Source organism: Streptomyces sp. NPDC056231, assembly GCF_048270745.1.
Classification (GTDB): Bacteria; Actinomycetota; Actinomycetes; order Streptomycetales; family Streptomycetaceae; genus Streptomyces.
Window position 1 is genome coordinate 53,255 of sequence record NZ_JBLVKW010000006.1, and the last position, 16,162, is coordinate 69,416.

General features: G+C 71.3%; 10 protein-coding genes. 4 read left to right on the plus strand and 6 right to left on the minus strand.

Annotation, left to right across the window (positions count from 1 at the left end):
- The first annotated feature begins 65 nt into the window (after positions 1 to 65).
- Both ACNPQM_RS07680 and trpS read left to right on the plus strand, forming a co-directional pair.
- Positions 66 to 194, plus strand: coding sequence for a DUF6126 family protein (locus tag ACNPQM_RS07680; protein WP_234432866.1), 129 nt, complete (start codon positions 66 to 68; stop codon positions 192 to 194).
- A 274-nt stretch (positions 195 to 468) separates the two neighbouring features.
- Positions 469 to 1,539 carry a tryptophan--tRNA ligase gene (gene trpS / locus ACNPQM_RS07685; RefSeq protein WP_358856927.1) on the plus strand — a complete coding sequence of 357 codons (1,071 nt, stop codon included), beginning with the start codon at positions 469 to 471 and terminating at the stop codon, positions 1,537 to 1,539.
- A gap of 213 nt (positions 1,540 to 1,752) precedes the next feature.
- On the opposite strand, the gene ACNPQM_RS07690 is transcribed toward trpS, so the two are convergent.
- Both ACNPQM_RS07690 and ACNPQM_RS07695 read right to left on the minus strand, forming a co-directional pair.
- Entirely contained in the window at positions 1,753 to 2,409 is a 657-nt protein-coding gene (locus tag ACNPQM_RS07690; RefSeq protein ID WP_358857126.1) for a response regulator transcription factor, read from the minus strand.
- An 11-nt stretch (positions 2,410 to 2,420) separates the two neighbouring features.
- Positions 2,421 to 3,722: a sensor histidine kinase gene (locus tag ACNPQM_RS07695; RefSeq protein WP_418083405.1), complete on the minus strand. Its 1,302-nt coding sequence runs from the start codon at positions 3,720 to 3,722 to the stop codon at positions 2,421 to 2,423.
- Between the two features lie 165 nt (positions 3,723 to 3,887).
- Between ACNPQM_RS07695 and ACNPQM_RS07700 the strand changes: the two genes are divergently transcribed.
- Positions 3,888 to 4,718, plus strand: coding sequence for a class I SAM-dependent methyltransferase (locus tag ACNPQM_RS07700; RefSeq protein WP_418083406.1), 831 nt, complete (start codon positions 3,888 to 3,890; stop codon positions 4,716 to 4,718).
- Here the strand turns inward: ACNPQM_RS07700 and ACNPQM_RS07705 are convergent.
- From ACNPQM_RS07705 to ACNPQM_RS07720, 4 genes are all read right to left on the minus strand, one after another.
- Positions 4,715 to 6,715 carry an NAD-binding protein gene (locus ACNPQM_RS07705; protein WP_418083407.1) on the minus strand — a complete coding sequence of 667 codons (2,001 nt, stop codon included), beginning with the start codon at positions 6,713 to 6,715 and terminating at the stop codon, positions 4,715 to 4,717. The genes ACNPQM_RS07700 and ACNPQM_RS07705 overlap by 4 nt on opposite strands.
- Positions 6,716 to 6,754: 39 nt before the next feature.
- Positions 6,755 to 11,761 carry a DNA repair ATPase gene (locus tag ACNPQM_RS07710; protein WP_418083408.1) on the minus strand — a complete coding sequence of 1,669 codons (5,007 nt, stop codon included), beginning with the start codon at positions 11,759 to 11,761 and terminating at the stop codon, positions 6,755 to 6,757.
- A gap of 155 nt (positions 11,762 to 11,916) precedes the next feature.
- The gene (locus ACNPQM_RS07715) at positions 11,917 to 14,031 is read right to left on the minus strand and encodes a flotillin family protein (protein ID WP_418083409.1); all 2,115 of its coding nucleotides are present in this window, start codon (positions 14,029 to 14,031) and stop codon (positions 11,917 to 11,919) included.
- 60 nt (positions 14,032 to 14,091) lie between these two features.
- Entirely contained in the window at positions 14,092 to 14,751 is a 660-nt protein-coding gene (locus ACNPQM_RS07720; RefSeq protein WP_358856933.1) for a hypothetical protein, read from the minus strand.
- Positions 14,752 to 15,049: 298 nt separating this feature from the next.
- Here ACNPQM_RS07720 and ACNPQM_RS07725 point away from each other — a divergent pair, with 298 nt between their 5' ends.
- Positions 15,050 to 16,120: a PucR family transcriptional regulator gene (locus ACNPQM_RS07725; RefSeq protein ID WP_418083492.1), complete on the plus strand. Its 1,071-nt coding sequence runs from the start codon at positions 15,050 to 15,052 to the stop codon at positions 16,118 to 16,120.
- Positions 16,121 to 16,162 lie beyond the last annotated feature (42 nt).

The following is a 16,162-nucleotide window of genomic DNA, read 5'->3' on the forward strand; positions in this document are numbered from 1 at the left end:
GGCGGCGCGTACCCTGGACGGCGAGACAGGCCAGGAACGCGTCGGCACGAAGGAAAGCAGGGCCCGTGAGCGAGAGCGAGAGCTGGAAGGAGCGTGGCGTCGCGCTGCGCGTCTTCGTCTACGTCTTCGCCACGCACCTCTTCGCGGGCTTCGTCTACCTGCTGTTCTACGTGGGCGAGCACGCCCACAAGTGAGCCGCCCGCCGGGCGGAACGCCGACGGCCGCGAGGGTTCTCGCCGTGATTGCAGCACCGCCGAAGCCGGGTGGGCGGAGCCTGACCGCGTTACACTCGGCCCATGACCTCCGTACCGTGCCGAAACTGGTGGCGCTCCACTTAGGAGCGGCCGCCTCATCTGCACGGAACCAGGGCCGTTCGATATGGACGGCCCTTTTCTGCGCCCTCGCACGGGTACGGATGCCGCTCCTGGCGGGCCGTCCTCCACGCAACCAGCACCGCGAGGAGAGACCATGACCACCGCCGCCGCACCCGTCACCGCATCCGTCACCACCCCCGCCCAGCGCCGCAGTGCCGAGCTGGAGCAGCAGATCCAGCAGGATCCCGGGCGGTTCCGGGTGATGACCGGGGACCGGCCCACCGGGGCGCTGCACCTCGGGCACTACTTCGGGACCCTGCACAACCGTGTCCGGCTCCAGGACCTCGGCGTGGACGTCTTCGTGATCATCGCCGACTACCAGGTGCTCACCGACCGGGACGTCGCCGACCGGCTCACCGAGCACATGGAGGGGATGCTGCTGGACTACCTGGCCATCGGTATCGACCCGGCCCGCACCACGATCTTCAACCACAGCGCCGTGCCCGCGCTGAACCAGCTGATGCTGCCGTTCCTCAGCCTCGTCTCCGTTGCCGAGCTGAACCGTAATCCCACGGTCAAGGACGAGATCGCGCACTCCCGGCAGTCCGCCGTCAGCGGGCTGATGTTCACATATCCCGTGCACCAGGCCGCCGACATCCTGTTCTGCAAGGGCAACCTCGTCCCCGTCGGACAGGACCAGCTGCCGCACCTCGAAGTGACCCGGAGCGTCGCCCGCCGCTTCAACGAGCGGTACGGGACGGTCTTTCCGGAGCCGGACGCCCTGCTCTCCGCCGCGCCCCTCCTGCTCGGCACCGACGGCGGCAAGATGAGCAAGAGCCGGGGCAACTCGATCGCGCTCGGCGCCACCGCCGACGAGACCGCCCGGCTGATCCGCGGGGCGAAGACGGACACCGACCGGCACATCACGTACGAACCGGAGACCCGGCCCGAAGTGTCGGGGCTCGTACTCCTCGCCGCGCTCTGCCTCGACCGCGACCCGCACGAGGTCGCCGAGGAGATCGGAGACGGCGGTGGCGCCGTGCTCAAGCGGACCGTGACGGAGGCCGTCAACGAGCGGCTGGCGCCGGTGCGTGCGCGGCGGGCGGAGTACGCGCAGGACATGGCGTACGTACGGTCGGTCCTGCGGACCGGCAACGAGCGAGCCAATGCCGTCGCCGAGGCCACGCTGGCGGAGGTGCGGGGGGTGATGGGGGGCGTGCTGTAGCGGATCCCGGCCGGGTCGGGGCAGCCAGGTCGGGCCGGGTCGGCTTCCGGCCAGGCGTTCCGTGCCGACACGTCCAGGATCAGTGCCGCGATGTTCCAGGCGTCATCGGCGCGGCTGCGGGTGGCGGCCCTCCAGGGGAGGCCCGCCACCCGCGGGGCCTGGGCCATGCCGCTCCCGCCCGCCACCGCCGCCACGCAATGCGGCGAGCACGATTCAGGCGTCAGGCATCAGGCCTGCGTCCCGGGCGGCCAGTGCCGCCTGGACGCGATTTCCGACTTCCAGTGCCGTCAGGATGCGACTGACATGGGCTTTCACCGTGCTCTCGCTCATCCGCAGCCCCCCGGCGATCTCCGAGTTGGTTGCCCCCTCCGCGAGCAATGCCAGGACGTCGCGCTCGCGCGGCGTCAGCCGGCCCACCCGTCTGCGCACGGCCGAGGCCCCCGGCCGGGCGCCGCGATGGTAGCGGTCGATCAGCCGACGTGCGGCGGACGGATGCAGCATCGCCGAACCGGCGGCCACGACATGTACGGCCCGCAGGATCTCGGCAGGGTCCGAGTCCTTGAGCAGAAACCCGTCGGCACCCGCTGCCAATGCCTCGTACACATATTCGTCCAGGTCGAAGGTGGTCAGAGTGATGACGCGAGGGGCATGCGGCAGGTTCCGCAGTCGCGCGATGGCCGCGATCCCGTCCAGCCTCGGCATCCGCACATCCATCAGGGCGACGTCCACCCGACGGACGGCAGCCTCCTCCACGGCCTGGAGGCCGTCCGACGCCTGGGCGACGACCTCGATGCCGGCGTCGGTCGCCAGGAGGTCGGTCAGGGCCAGCCGGACCAACGCGTCGTCGTCCACCACCATCGTGCTGATGATCCGAGCCTCGCTCATGTCTGCCCGATCCGGTTCACGGACCGCCTCCCGATCATCTTCACCACACCCCTGCACATGGTCTTGGCCACGCCTTTGCCGAAGGTTCTGCCCGCTCGCCCGCCGACAGGTCCGGCCGTGCGGGGCGCCCTGTTTTCCTCGAAGGCTCTTCGGGCCGGCTCACCGTCCGGAGCACTCATGGGCAGACGGGCCGCGAGCCGCCATCCCCCATCCGGCTCCGGACCGTGGGCGAGAGAGCCGTGCAGCCCGGCCACCCGTTCGGCGAGCCCGATCAGGCCGAAGCCCCGGCCGATGCCTCCATCGGCCCGTGAAGCTGCCGCTGCGAGGGGCGAGTTGACCAACTCCACCTCCGTGGCCGGGGCGCCGTAGTGCACCCGTAGTCGCACCGCCGTGCCCGGTGCGTGTTTGCGGGCGTTGGTGAGACCTTCCTGAACGAGCCGGTGCACCGCGAGGAGGTGAGTCGCGGGTGCGGCATCGGGTTCCCCCGTCAGTTCGGCCTCGACATCCTGACCGATGGTCCTTACCTCGTCGAGCAGTTCGGAAAGGTTCCGTAACGCAGGAGCCGGCACCTTTCTCTGCACGGGATCCCTCCCGTCCTCCCACACCGCATCGTCCTCCGCACGCAAGGCGCCCAGCACGTCCCGCAGATCGGCCAGCGCCTGGGCAGAGGTGGCGCGCAGCAGTGCGATCCGCTCACCGATCTGCGGCGGCAGCGACTCCGCACGCAGCGCGAGTACCCCGGTGTGCAGCGCCAACAGGCTCAGCCGATGGGCCAGCACATCGTGCATCTCGGCCGCGATCCGGGCCCGCTCCGCCGACCTGGCCTGCTCGGCCCGGAGTTCGACCTGTTCGCTCAGTGAATCGATGAGCCGCCGACGGCTGTGCCACCACAGCCCGGCCGTCAGCGCCAGCGCGAACAGCAGCGCGGCGCCGTACGCCGGCGTCATGCCTCCGCTGAGCGGCGGCGCGCACACCCAGGGCAGCGCACCGGCGATCACACCCGCTGTCACCGCCACCCGCACCCGGCCCTGTGCGGCCAGGTGGAAAACCATCACGGTCATGGGTTCGTACGCGCCCTGCGCACCCAGCGCCGCCCCGGCGAGAAGGACCACACCGAGCGGACTGCGCCAGCGAAGCGGCAGCAACAGTGCGGCGGCGACAGCCACAATCGGTCCTGCGGAAAGCAGTTGCACCTCGAAGCGGGCTTTGGCCAGCCCCTGCGCGACGAGGAGCAGCACCCCGCCGGCCAGCAACCACTCCGTCCACACCGGACCCCGGTGGGGGTATTTGTGTTCCACCGACCGATCGTAGTCAGCCGAAGGGGCCGGGGCCCATCGGTCTTGGGTCGCGTCCACCCCCTACTTTCGTCGGGGGCGCGTGCGCCTCGGTGATGACGTCTGTACCGGTACACCCGGACGCAACGGCCGATTCCCGAAGAGCGCCCGCTACCTAGCGTCACTGGTATGACTTCATGGCCCCGTTTCGCCGACACCCGGCTCTTCGTCACCGAGGCCGCGCGAGGCTTCCGCATCACCGGCGCGGTCGCACCCAGCAGCCGCCGACTCGCCGGCGCCCTCGCCGCACCGGTCATCGAGCGGGCCGGACAACCCCTGGATGTACTGGAGGTGGGCGCAGGAACCGGCCCTGTCACCCGCTGTCTGCTGCCGCTGCTCGCCCCGGGAAGCACTCTGGACGTGGTCGAGGCGAACCCGCGCTTCGCCGACGTCCTGCGGAGCGTCGTCCGTGAATACCGGCCGGGCCGGGGCGAACCCGCGCCGCACGCGCAGATGCGGGACTGCCGCACGACGCATACGAAGGTGCGGGACGACCAGCCCGGCAAGGCGTTCGTGCCGGTACGGAGCGAGGGCGGTGTCCGGGTCAGCATCCACGAAACGCGGATCGAGCACCTGAACACACGGCAGTCCTACGACGTCATCGTCTCCGGCCTGCCCTTCACCAATTTCGTCCCGGGCACAGTGGCTGCACTGATGGACAGATACTTCGAACTGCTTCGTCCTGGCGGGTCGTTGACGTACTTCGCGTACGTGGCTACCGCGCCGGCCCGCAGGTTCGTCGCCTCGGCGGGCGAAGCGGCCCGTCACCGATCCGTCGAGTCCGTGCTCGCCGGGTACCGGCAGCGCGGCAGGGCGTCAGGGCGCACCGTCTGGGCCAATGTCCCCCCGGCCCGCGTCTGGCACGTTCGCCCGACGCCCTCGCCCGCGCGCAACGGCACCCTCGGTCAGGGCGTGGACGCCCTCGAGGCCGACGCCGCCCCCGTGTGCCGGTCGGACTAACGCAACGTCACCGCCCTGCGTCGGCGGAGCAGTTCCGCAAGTCCGCGTCGGGTGGCCGCGATCACCACACGGTCCTCGGCGCGCAGTACGTACCCCGGGTGGAGGTTCCAGATCAGGCCCGACGGGCGGTCCGGGGAGGGTGCGACGGTTGTCAGGCCGGAGTGGCGGTCCTCGCGCGGGGTCGCGTCCAGGGCCAACACCCTCCATGCCCCCGCCCGGAACGCCTGCTCGACCGTCCGGCCCTCCAGCTGCGGGTGGCCCGCCACCTCGATCGCGGCGAACAGCATCACCTTCCGCTCGACCGGGATCGCGCCCAGGATCTGCCGTCCCATCATCGCGACGGCGAAGGACGGGGCGGCCAGATGGGAGACGGACCGGGAGCGGGTCAGGGCCTGCGGGTGGGCGGTGCGCAGGGTGCGGTAGACGGCGGTGGCGAACTCGTCGTCGAAGAGGCGCAGTGCCACCCGCAGATCGGGCTTGACCGAGCGGGCGTAGAGCGCCGCCTCCAGGTTGGTGGTGTCGATGCTGGTCAGGGCGAGAAGGGCGCGGGACCGCTGGATCTTCGCGGCCTCCAGGACGCCCTCCTGGGTGACATCCCCGAGGACGACGGGTACGTGCAACCGCCGGGCCACCGGGATACCGCGCGCGTCCGGGTCGTCCTCCACGCACACCACGGGGATGTCGAGTTCGCGGAGCCGGACCAGCACCCTCGTGCCGATCTTGCCGAGCCCCAGCAGCACCACATGACCGGAGAGGCCGCGCGGCGGACGGCGCAGGGACGACGCCGTACGCAGGGAGCCGAACGCTTCGAGGACGCCCGCCACCAGCAGCGGCAGCAGCATCAGGCCGGCGATTCCGGACAACAGTTGGATGATCTGCCGCGCGGTGGGTTTGCCGATCGCCGGATCACCCATCGCGAAGAGGTCGAGCAGGGTCAGGTACGCGGCGTGCAGGGGGTGGTCGCCCGTGGTGAGGGTGGAGGCGACGGCGAGGGCCAGGACCGCCGAGCCGACCCCCAGCGCCGACCAGCGCAGACGGCGCGAGAAGATCTGGCTCAGCGGGGCGCTGCGGCCCCCCATGCGCAGCTTCGGACCGTCCGGTGCGGCCTCGCGGATGGCTTCCAGGACCACGGTGCCGCGCCCGGTCGCCGCGGCCACCTGCTCGTGATCGGGCAGGAGTTGGGGCCCTTCGGCGCCGCTGCTGTCGGATCCTTCGGCGCCCGCCGGGTCGTGGGTGGTGGAGGAGAGCAGGGCGAGCGTGCAGAGTCCGGGGTCGGCGACCTCGCCCGGCCGGGGCGGGGTGCGCTCGACGGCCCGCAGGAGCAGGCCGTCCGCCTGGACGACCTTGCTGGAACCGGTGAGTGCGGTCGCGGCGAGTGCCGGGGCGGCGGTGTCGGCGTCGGAGAGGACGGTGGTGGACGCGTCCAGCGCCGTCGGGTCGAGTCCGGGGACGGCGACCGCGGCGGCCTGGTCGAGAAGGGTCTCCAGGTACTGCCCGAGCTTGCGGTTGTAGAGCCGGATGACCAGCCGGACGCGGGGGTTGAGGCGACGGGCGGTCAGCGCGGCGCGGATGTTGCGCTCGTCGTCGTCGTAGACGAGCGCGAGTGCCGCGGCGGTGTCCACGCCCGCTTCCTCGAAGATTTCGTCGGACGGCTCCGCGGCCTCCAGGATGCGGACCGCCTCGACGCCGGCGTTCGTGTCGTTGTCGGAGCTGCCGGTCGTCCCGTTGCCGCCGTTGCCGCCGTTGCCCAGGTTGCGGTTCATCGCCGCCGACATCCGGCCGAACAGCGTCGCCGCCCGGCCGCGCTGGGTCAGCGGCAGATCGGGCCGGCGTGGATCGCGCCCGGGCGGGAGAAGCAGGGTGACCCGCTCTCCGTAGACATAACGCAGCTCCACCGCCAGCCGCCGGGCGAGCGCGTCGTCGCCGCAGATGACCATGTGGCCGCTGAAGGGGGAGCGTTGGGGCTGCTGGGGAAGTGTGGACACGAATCCCAGCATGCCGTGCACACCTCCGGGTGTTCGACTCATTCCGGCCGATCAGTGATCTTCGTGTGGCGCGGGGGTGCGTGGAGCCGCGTGCCGGGGGGAGTGCTCCGGGCCCGCAAGCAGAGGACGTGGCTCCGATGCCCGGACGATCGCCGCCTCGACCGCCGCGATCCATTCGGAGAGCAGGTCCAGTGCCGCGACCGCCCGCGAGACGGTGTCTGCGCTGCTCGGACGGGGCCGGGAGTTCGGGGAAGGGGTGTCGTCCGGGCCGCCGGGTGCCTGGGTGCGTACGTAGGAGGCGGTGATCGCCGCCCACCGGTCCGCCTGTTCGGCGGTGAGGGTGCCGCGCAGAGCCGCCAGTTTCAGCAGGTTGGACTCGGCGCCCGTGGTGAGGGTCTGGGCCTCGCCCGTGTAGTGGTCGTCGATGACGGCGGCCAGTTCGGCGTCGTTCATCACGGGCACGATCCGTTCGGCGATCTTGTTCATGTTGCGGTACGAGCCCTGCAGCCGGAAGGGCGGCTCGGTGCGCGTCGCGTCGGTCTGCGCGGCCGAGGCGATGTACGCGGCGTTCACGGCGAGAACGGTGTCGCGGGCGGTCACGATGTGGCGCAGAACCGCGGTGATCCTGTCCAGTTCGGCGGGGGTGTACGGGTGGTCGAGGCGGTCCGCACGTGCAAGGGGGTCTCCTTCGCTCGAACGGAGTTGAGAGCTTGGGGAAGGGGCCGTGCCGGAGGCCAGGCGGACGAGCAGCGCGAGGTCCTCGCGGGAGCGGCCGGCGAGGGGGGCCAGCACCGGGTTGGCGGTCAACGCGTTCTCGATGAAGCTCAGCGCGAAGACGTCGTCTCGGCCGCTCAGCACCTCGCCCAGATTCCATACGTCGGCCCGGTTCGCGAGCATGTCCGGGATCCGGAACTGTTCGCCGGACTCGGTGTACGGGTTGCCCGCCATGCACACCGCGAACCGCTTGCCCCGCAGGTCGTAGCTGCGCGGCTCGCCGTCCCGGACGCCCTCGACGCGGCGGGTGGCGTCACAGAGGGGGATGAACTTCTGGAGCAGTTCGGGTGACGTGTGCTGGATGTCGTCCAGGTAGAGGAGTGTGTTGTTGCCCGCCTCCAGTGCGAAGTTGATCTTCTCGATCTCCCGGCGGGCGGTCGCGCTGGGTGCCTGTGCGGGGTCGAGGGAGGTCACGTCGCGGCCGAGCGACGGGCCGCTGATCTTGACGAGGACCAGGCCGAGCCGGTCGGCGACGTACTCCATGAGTGTCGTCTTGCCGTAGCCGGGCGGGGAGACGAGCAGCAGGAGGCCCTGCGAGTCGGTGCGCCGGTCGGCGTCGGCGGTGCCGAGCTGCTTGGCGAGGCTGTCGCCGATCAGCGGCAGGTACACCTCGTCGAGCAGCTGATTGCGGACGAACGCGGACATCACGCGCGGCCGGTGGTCGTCGAGCCGCAGCCGGGCGCGTTCGGCGGTGACGAGGGCGGTGCGGGTTCGCTGGTAGGCCCGGAAGCCGGGGACGGTGCTCGCGCGGAACTGCTGTGTGCGAGCGAGGAGTTCATCGAGACGAACGGTCAGGCGGCCACGGTCGATGCGCGGATGGGTGCCCAGCAGGCCGTCCACGGTCGCCGAGAGCGGTGCCTCGCAGTCGTAGCGGGTGAACTCCGGCTCCGGGCAGAGTTCGACGGCGACCGCCTCGGCGAGATCCCCGCTCGGGATGTCCGTTCCGCTCGCGGAGGCGTACGAGGTCAGCCAGCCCTCGACGAGCTGGCGGCGCGCGGGGAGGTCGTCGCGGAGGGCCTCCAGATCCTCGTCGTACGCCGAAGTTCCGGTCGTGCGGCGGAACTTTTCCAGGAAGGTGCGGGCGGTCGCGCTCGTGACGAAGCCGGCGGGACCCGAGGTCAGCTCCTCGAAGAGGTACGCGGCGGCGGCGTGCGCGTCATCGGTCCCGATCCGGGTTGCCCACTCCTCCTGGAGCGCGGTGATCGCGGGCGCCAGGCCGAACGTCTCGCGGGCCCGGGCCAGGGAGGCGGCCCGGCGCGTCCAGGAGGCGCGGAGGGCGTCGTCCGTGTCGTAGGTCCAGAAGAGCTGCGCCGCCGCCCGTACGGAAGGCGGGACACGCAGCAGGCCGGCACCGGCCTGCAGTCTCAGCAGCGTGGTCAGGATGGCGGCGGCGTCCTCGTCGTGGACGCCGCGCTGATATCCCTCGTCGTACGCGTCCGCAGCCGACTCCCGTACGAGCAATGCGAGTTCGGCCGGTTCCCGGGCGGCCAGCGCATCCGCGCCGTGCTCGTCCAGGAGGCGGGCTGCGAGGTGCTCGGCGCGGTAGACGGACGGGGACTCCGAGGGCAGCAGCTGGTCCCAGTAGGGGCGGGTCGCTTCGAACGCCGGGTCGGTGACAGGAGACCGGTAGTCGGTTCCGGTGACGGCGAACGCGAGCCGGTCCCCGGAGGGCACGAGCGTCAGGTCGAACGGCTGGGTGTTCACGGCGAACCGGTGCCGGCCGAGCCGGATCGTCGCCCCGCCGTCCGCGTACAGCTCGCTGCGGTCGCGCAGGGCCCGCCCCGCCTCCTGGCGGGCCGCCTTCAGCCGTCCGTCGAGCTCCTCGGCCCGCACCGGGTCGCCGAGCCCGCGCAGCTCGTCCGCCGTGCGCCGGATCTTGGCGACCATCGGATCGGAGGCGAAGTACGTGTGGACGGCATCCAGGTCCGGGAGCGCGGACAGGCGCCGGGACACGGTCTCCAGGACCCGGGCCGCCGAGTCCGCCAGCCGTTCGGCGCGGCGGGCGCGGTCGTCCTGCAGCGTCTGCTTACGGGCCGAGAACGCCTCGTACACCTCGGTCCGCCGCTCGGCCAGCCCGGCGAGGAAGTCGTCGTACTCGGCGAACCGGGACTCCAGGTTCTCCAGCTGAAGCAGGAGCCGGGCCAGTTGTTCGTCGCACGCGTCGGGGGAGTCCGCGGCGGCCAGCGCACCCGTGACCGCCTGCCCGAGCAGGGCGAACTCGGCGGCGAACTCCGCCCGCCCCTCGTGATCGAGGAGTTCGCGGCGGCGCGCGTCGAGCGTGGCCCGGGCCCGGTTCACACCACCGAGGACGTCGGCGATCCGTTCCAGGATCGATGTGCGGACGGTCGCGTCCCCGATGTCGAGCCCGGCGACGACATCGGTGACCGTCGCGAGCCCGTCCGTCATCCCGGTCAGCCGGTCGCCGAGCGCGGTCGCGTCCGCGACGGTGGCGAGCGCGGACGCGTCGGCGGTGAGCTGCTCGATGTCGTGGTGGTAGTCCGTGAACGCGTCGTCCCGGCTCAGGAACGCGACCGCACGGTGGGCGGCGGAGGTGAGATCGGCGGCGGTGGCTTCCGTCAGCTCGGCGATCCGGTCGGTGTCCGCGTACCGCATCTCGCCGAGCGTCGCCAAGCGGCCGTGCGCGCGGCGCAGTTCGGTGAGCTGGGAGACCCAGGCGGCGGCCGAGCGCGGGGCTTCGCCGCGGATGCGGCGGACGAGCGCGGTGAGGTGGTCCACCGCGCCGGTGAGTGCCTCGGCGGCCTGCCGGGTCAGCTCCTGCACCGTCTCGAACTCGGCGAGGACCTGCTGCGCGGTGTCGTGCAGGGCGGTCAACGGGGCACTGAGCGAGCCGAGTTCGGGGTCGGTGAGCCAGTGGTAGCGGTCGGTGGTGCGGGTGCAGTCGGCGACCAGCCGGGCGTACACGGCCGTGGTCGGTGTGGTCCGCGTCGCGCTGTTCGCCAGCGCGAGACAGTCGGAGATGCCGCGTACCAGATCGGCGTTGCCGACCCGGGCGAGTGGACCCGTCCCGGCCGGGCGGGAGGCGGCATGGGTGTCGGAGACGTAGGGGGTCTGCCAGCGCTGCACCGTGTGCACACGGGCCGGCTCGGCCGACGCGGTGTCCTTGAGGAGGACGAGGGTGCCGTCGTCGAGCAGCGCGTGGCCGCGGCAGAGCAGCGGGGTGGCGACCTCCTGACGGATCAGGTTGTAGGGGAGGAGCAGGCCGCGGCCGCCGTCCCGGGAGCGGAAGAGGTAGAGGACGTCCTCGCCGTTGGGGGAGCGGACGGCCCCCTCGAAGACCGGGTCGGCGAGCGGCTCGGCGAGATCGAAGGTCTTGGTGGCGCCGGTGGTGAGGTACGTGCCGCCGGGGAAGATGATCCCCTGGTCCTCCGGCAGCCGGTGGCAGGCGGGCCCGATGGCGTCGAGGCGCTGCACGGTGGAGAGCAGCGTGTTGAAGACCAGGTGGCGCCAGGCGTCCTCGTTGTACGGGCGGATCCGCAGCAGGATCAGGGGGCCGGCCTCGGCGTATTCGACGTCGGCGTCGGCGAGGGACTGGAGGGGTTCGGTGACCGGCTCCTCGTAGATCCCGTGCGGTGTGTCGGTGTCGTCGGCCGTCTTGACGGTCAGAGTGCCGCCGAGCGTGTCGACGAAGAGCGCGCCGCTGCTGCCGATCGCGATGTGCGGGTGGCGGCCAGGGATGTGCGACTCGCGGCCCGCCGCGGTCCAGGTGAAGTCGTGCGACGGCGGGAAGACGTGGTCGCGGTCGCCGCGCGCGTCGAGGAATGCGCCGGGGGAACCGTCCGGGGCGAGCGCCCAGCGCAGGACGCGGATGCCGTCGGCGGTCTCGCCGGTACGGAACACGGCGAGGAGCCGCCCGTCGACGCGGCGGAGACGGAGCAGGCGGGCGTCGCGGTAGTAGCGGTGCAGGGTGGTGAACTCGCGTACGAAGGCCTCGTCGGCGAGGAGAGCGTCCCGGCCCGGTGACAGATCGGGTCCGCAGAGGGTGAGTACGTCCCCGACCTCGGCGTCGCCGCGTGCACCCGGTCCTCGCTCGAAGCCGAACAGCAACTGCCCGCCCACGGCGACGAGATCGCGGGGCACGGAAGGGCGCTCCGTACGGATCTGTTCGGTGGCCAGGAGACGGAGCTGCGTCGACCCGAACTCCTCGGTGCGGCGGGTGTTGAGTGCTTCGGCGCGGTGGGTGAGCTCGGTGGCCTGTGCGGTGAGGCGGCGCCGCAGTACGTCGTAGGTGCCGGCGTCCACGGTGGAGGTGGGGTCGGTGTCCATGCGTACGGCTCCCTGCGAGATGTGTGTCGGGTGATGCGGCCGCCGGCCGCGCTGTGTCCTCGAACGCCGGACGGGCTTGACGGGGCAGTCCACCCGAGCCCGTCCGGCCTCCGAGGACACAGCGGCCACTTCGGCGCCGGGGTCGGCTGACGCCCCTACGCCACGGGCGTCCCATTGCGCGACGCGGGTACGTCAGGGGCGTCCGCCAGTGCCCCGACCGGCAGGTCCGCCAGACCGAGCTTCCGTGCCGAGTCCAGGAGCAGGCGGACCTGTCCGGCATCCGCACCCACTCCCGGCGCCGCCAGCATCCGCATCAGCAGCGCCGACACCGTCAGGTTCTGCACATCGCCCGTCGAGACCGACCCGAGCACCCGCGTCAGGTCGTCCGTGAACGACGACGACCCGTTCAGCCAAGGGCCTGCGAGCGCCTTCGCGGTGTCCGAGTTCTCCACGAAACCGTCCACGCTCTTGCCGAGCGAGATGGACGAGACGAGCCGGTCGAAGAAGACCGAATCCCCGCCGACGATGTCGATGTCCGCGTTCTCCAGACCGGTGGCCAGAACCGTCGCCTGCGACTCGGCGACCTGCCGCTGCACATCGAGTCCGGCCAGCCGGATCTCCTTCTCGGCGGCGAGCCGCAGCCGGTACTCCTCGTGCCCGCGCGACGCGTCGTCCAGCGCCGCCATCGCGGCCGCCTTCTCCGTGAGCCCGGCCGCCTCCGCCTTCAGCTTCTCGCCGATCATCGCCGCGTCCGCCGTGGCCTGCGCCTGCGTGCCCTCGGCTGTGGCGAGAGCCTTCAGCCGTGCACCCTCGGCCTCGGCCTTGAGCCGGGCGGACGTGGCCCCGGCCTCGGCGAGACCGGTCTTCTCGATGACATCGGCCGCCGCCTCCTGTACCTGCACCTCGGCAAGTCCGGGCGCCGCGGACTCCGCCTGGACGCCTTCGGCGAGCCGCAGCTTGGCCCGGGCGTCGAGGTCCGCGCTCTTCAGCCGGGCCTCGGCGAGGGTCAACTGCTCCGCCGCCCGGTGCGTGGCCGCCGCCTCGGCCGCCTCCGCCGCCTTGATGTCCTTGACAAGCTTCTCCTGGGCCTCCGCCTCGGCCGCGATGATCACCGACCTGCGCGTGCGCTCCGACTCCTCGACCGCCCGCAGCGTCTTGATGGACTCCTCCTGCTCGGCGACCGTACGGTCCACCGCGATCCGCTCCCGGATCGCATCGGCGACCTCGCGGCGCTCGGCCTCGACCTCCTTGGTCGCGGCGATCCGGTTCAGCTCGGTCTGCCGTTCGCGTCCGATGACCTCGATCAGCCGGTCCTTCTCGATGCGCTCGTTCTCCACCGCGATGACCCGCTCACGGTTCTTCTGCGCGACGGCGATCTCCCGCGCCTGGTTCTCGCGCTGGATGCCGAGCTGCTCCTCGGTACGGATGAACGCGGTCTGCGCGCCGAGCCGTTCCTCCTCCTGGACCCGGGCGGTGGCCGCCTCCTCGCGGGCCCGCAGCGTCTCGACCTCGCGCCGCTGCTTGATCTCGGCCTCGGCCTGCCGGCGCTCCAGCTCCAGGATGGTCTCGCGGGCGTCGACGTTCTGCCGGGTGATCTCCTTCTGTTCGGTGCGCTGGTACTCGTTGGTGCGCACGTGCTCGATCGCCGTCAGCTCGGTGATCTTACGAATGCCTTGTGCGTCGAGGATGTTGGCGCCGTCGAGCTGCGCCATCGGCGTCTGCTCCAGGTGGTCGATCGCCGCGTCGTCGAGGTGGTAGCCGTTCAGGTCGGTGCCGATGACCCGGATGATGCGGTCCCGGAACTCCTCGCGCTTGGTGTAGAGATCGACGAAGTCCAGCTGCTTGCCGACGGTCTTGAGCGCCTCGGCGAACTTCGCGGCGAAGAACTCCTGGATGGCGTCCTTGTCGCTGGCCCGCTCGGTGCCGATGGACTGGGCGACCTTGATGACGTCCTCGACGGTCTTGTTCACCCGTACGAAGAAGTTGATGTGGATGTCGGCGCGGATGTTGTCCTGGCAGATCAGGCCCTCGCGACCGGTGCGGCGCAGCTCGATCTTCTTCACCGAGATGTCCATGTACTCGGCCTTGTGCAGCACCGGCAGGACGACGGCTCCGGTGAAGGTCACGTCGACCTTCTTGGTCTTGGAGATGATCAGGGCCTTGCCCTGTTCGACCTTGCGGAAGAGCCGGCCGATGACGAGAAGCAGGGCGATCGCGATGAGCAGGACCACGGCGACGAGCACACCGAAGCCCAGGGAGATGGCATCCATGACAGTCCTTGACGGCTGGTGAGGAAGGTGAGAAGTGCGGTGCCCGGCGGTGCGGGCGGCTCAGCGGGTACGGCGTCGGGTGCGTGACAGCGGCCGTGGGGGCTTCGGCGGTCCCGGGTCGAGCGTCACGTCGTACGGCGAGACCCAGAAGAACTCGCCCTCTTCGTCGTACGCGTACAGGAGTCCCGCACTGCCCGCCGTGAACGCCGCCTCGTCGGTCTGCCGCAACAGCCTGACCTGCACCATCGCGGTCGAACCGTCGGTCGCCACGACCTCGGCCTGGCCGAAGTCGGAGCTGACGGAGCCGGTACGGACGGTGCAGACCCGGCCGAGGAAGTCCTGCCGGGACGGCGGGAGTTCGGCCGGGAAGTGGCGCCGGTAACGGCTGACGAGGACCCGGACCACGGCCCAGGAGATCAGCAGCGCCCCGGCGAGCACGGCACAGGCGAGCGCGGCCCGGGCGGTGCCGGTGACCGCGCTGCGGAGCAGCAGGACGGAACCGGTCAGGCTGGTGAACCAGGCGACGACGACCATCACGGACACCGAGACGGAGACCGGCACACCGCCGATCCCGGCCAGGCCGGTGTCGAGGTCGCCGTCGAAGGAGTGATGGTCGGCCGCGCCCGCCAGGACCAGCAGCCAGAAGCAGATGACGACGATCAGAGCGGCGCCGAAGAGGACGGCGGGGAAGGAGGATGCGGCTCTCAGGAATTCCTGCATCGGTCCACTCCCCCTGCCTGTCGGTGGGCGTGCGGTGGACGGGACGTCCGGCGGTGACTCCGGTGCCGCGGCGCCGCCTGCATGCGGCGCCGCGGCTACCGGGTCGTCCCCCGTCCCCGTATCCCCCGTATTCCCCCGCGTTTCCCCGGTTGGTGCTGGGTCAGATCATGACAGCCGACGTCGTCGTATCGCACTGCCGGAATCCGGCAATCTTTGTACGTCCTTGATGCCGGGCACCGACACCTGTTCATATGTGGTGAGTGGATGTCAGTGACGCGTCAAAACTGGAGGCATGGGCGTGGCGGAGCCGGAGATTCCCGATGAGTATCTGGGGGAGTATGTCCACATCCTGGCGGAGGTCGCGGCGACCGGCCGCCGGCTGACCCGCGACGAGCTGGACGCCCGCCGCACCCTGGGCCGGGAGGCGGCCGAGGCGGGATTCCAGCTGCGCGCCCTGGTCGGTCTCCATCTGGCGGCGACCCGCATCGCCTGGCCGCACGCCGCAGCCGCGCACCCCGGATCCACGGACTGCGTGCTGGCCGCGGTCGAGCAGGCCGTCGACGCGTTCGCCGAGGGGTTCGAGCGCGCCCAGCGGCTCACCGTGCGGCGGGAGGAGGCGGCACGCCGCGAGTTCATCGACGACCTGCTGTACGGGCGCAGCGACCTGGGCCGGCTCGCCGAGCGGGCCACCCGCTTCGGACTGCGGCTGTCGCGCGCCCACGCGGTCGCGGTGGCGACGGGCCCGGAGGCGTACACCGAGACGGACGCGGTGCCCCGCATGGTGGAGGCGGCGCTGCTCGGCCGCTTCGACGGCCGGAAGATCCTCCTCACGACCAAGGACGGGCGCCTGGTCTGCGTCGCCCCGAGCGCCCAGCCGGACGTCCTGCGCTATTTCGCCCAGCAGGTGCATGCGGCGACGGACGGCGGCATGGTCGCGGTCGGCCGCCCCCACCGGGGCCCGGGCGGTGTCGTCCAGTCGTACGACGAGGCGCTCGACGCGCTCGATCTGGCGGACCGGATGGACCTGGAGGATTCGGTGCTGTACGCCGCCAACCTGCTGGTCTATCCGGTGCTGACCCGGGACCGGCAGGCGATGGCCGATCTGGTGCGCAGTCAGCTCGGCCCGCTCCAGAAGGCGCGAGGCGGCGCGGAGCCCTTGCTGAAGACGCTCGCCGCCTACTTCGACGCGGGCTGTGTTGCCGCCGAGACGGCCCGCCGCCTGGCGTTGAGCGTGCGGGCGCTCACCTACCGGCTGGAGCGCATCCATCAGCTGACCGGCTCCGACCCGTCCGACCCGATGCACCGCTACACACTGCAGACCGCGGTGATCGGCGCCCGGCTGCTGGACTGGCCCGCCAAGGAACTCTGACGGCCCAGCCGGGACCGGGCGGCTCCTCAGGGCTGTTCCTGC

What these genes read in the sequence shown, in the direction of transcription:
- ACNPQM_RS07705 (WP_418083407.1), bottom strand. Translation starts at nt 6,715, where the DNA reads ATGCTGGGATTCGTGTCCACACTTCCCCAGCAGCCCCAACGCTCCCCC.
- ACNPQM_RS07700 (WP_418083406.1), top strand. Translation starts at nt 3,888, where the DNA reads ATGACTTCATGGCCCCGTTTCGCCGACACCCGGCTCTTCGTCACCGAG.
- trpS (WP_358856927.1), top strand. Translation starts at nt 469, where the DNA reads ATGACCACCGCCGCCGCACCCGTCACCGCATCCGTCACCACCCCCGCC.
- ACNPQM_RS07715 (WP_418083409.1), bottom strand. Translation starts at nt 14,031, where the DNA reads ATGGATGCCATCTCCCTGGGCTTCGGTGTGCTCGTCGCCGTGGTCCTG.
- ACNPQM_RS07720 (WP_358856933.1), bottom strand. Translation starts at nt 14,751, where the DNA reads ATGCAGGAATTCCTGAGAGCCGCATCCTCCTTCCCCGCCGTCCTCTTC.
- ACNPQM_RS07710 (WP_418083408.1), bottom strand. Translation starts at nt 11,761, where the DNA reads ATGGACACCGACCCCACCTCCACCGTGGACGCCGGCACCTACGACGTA.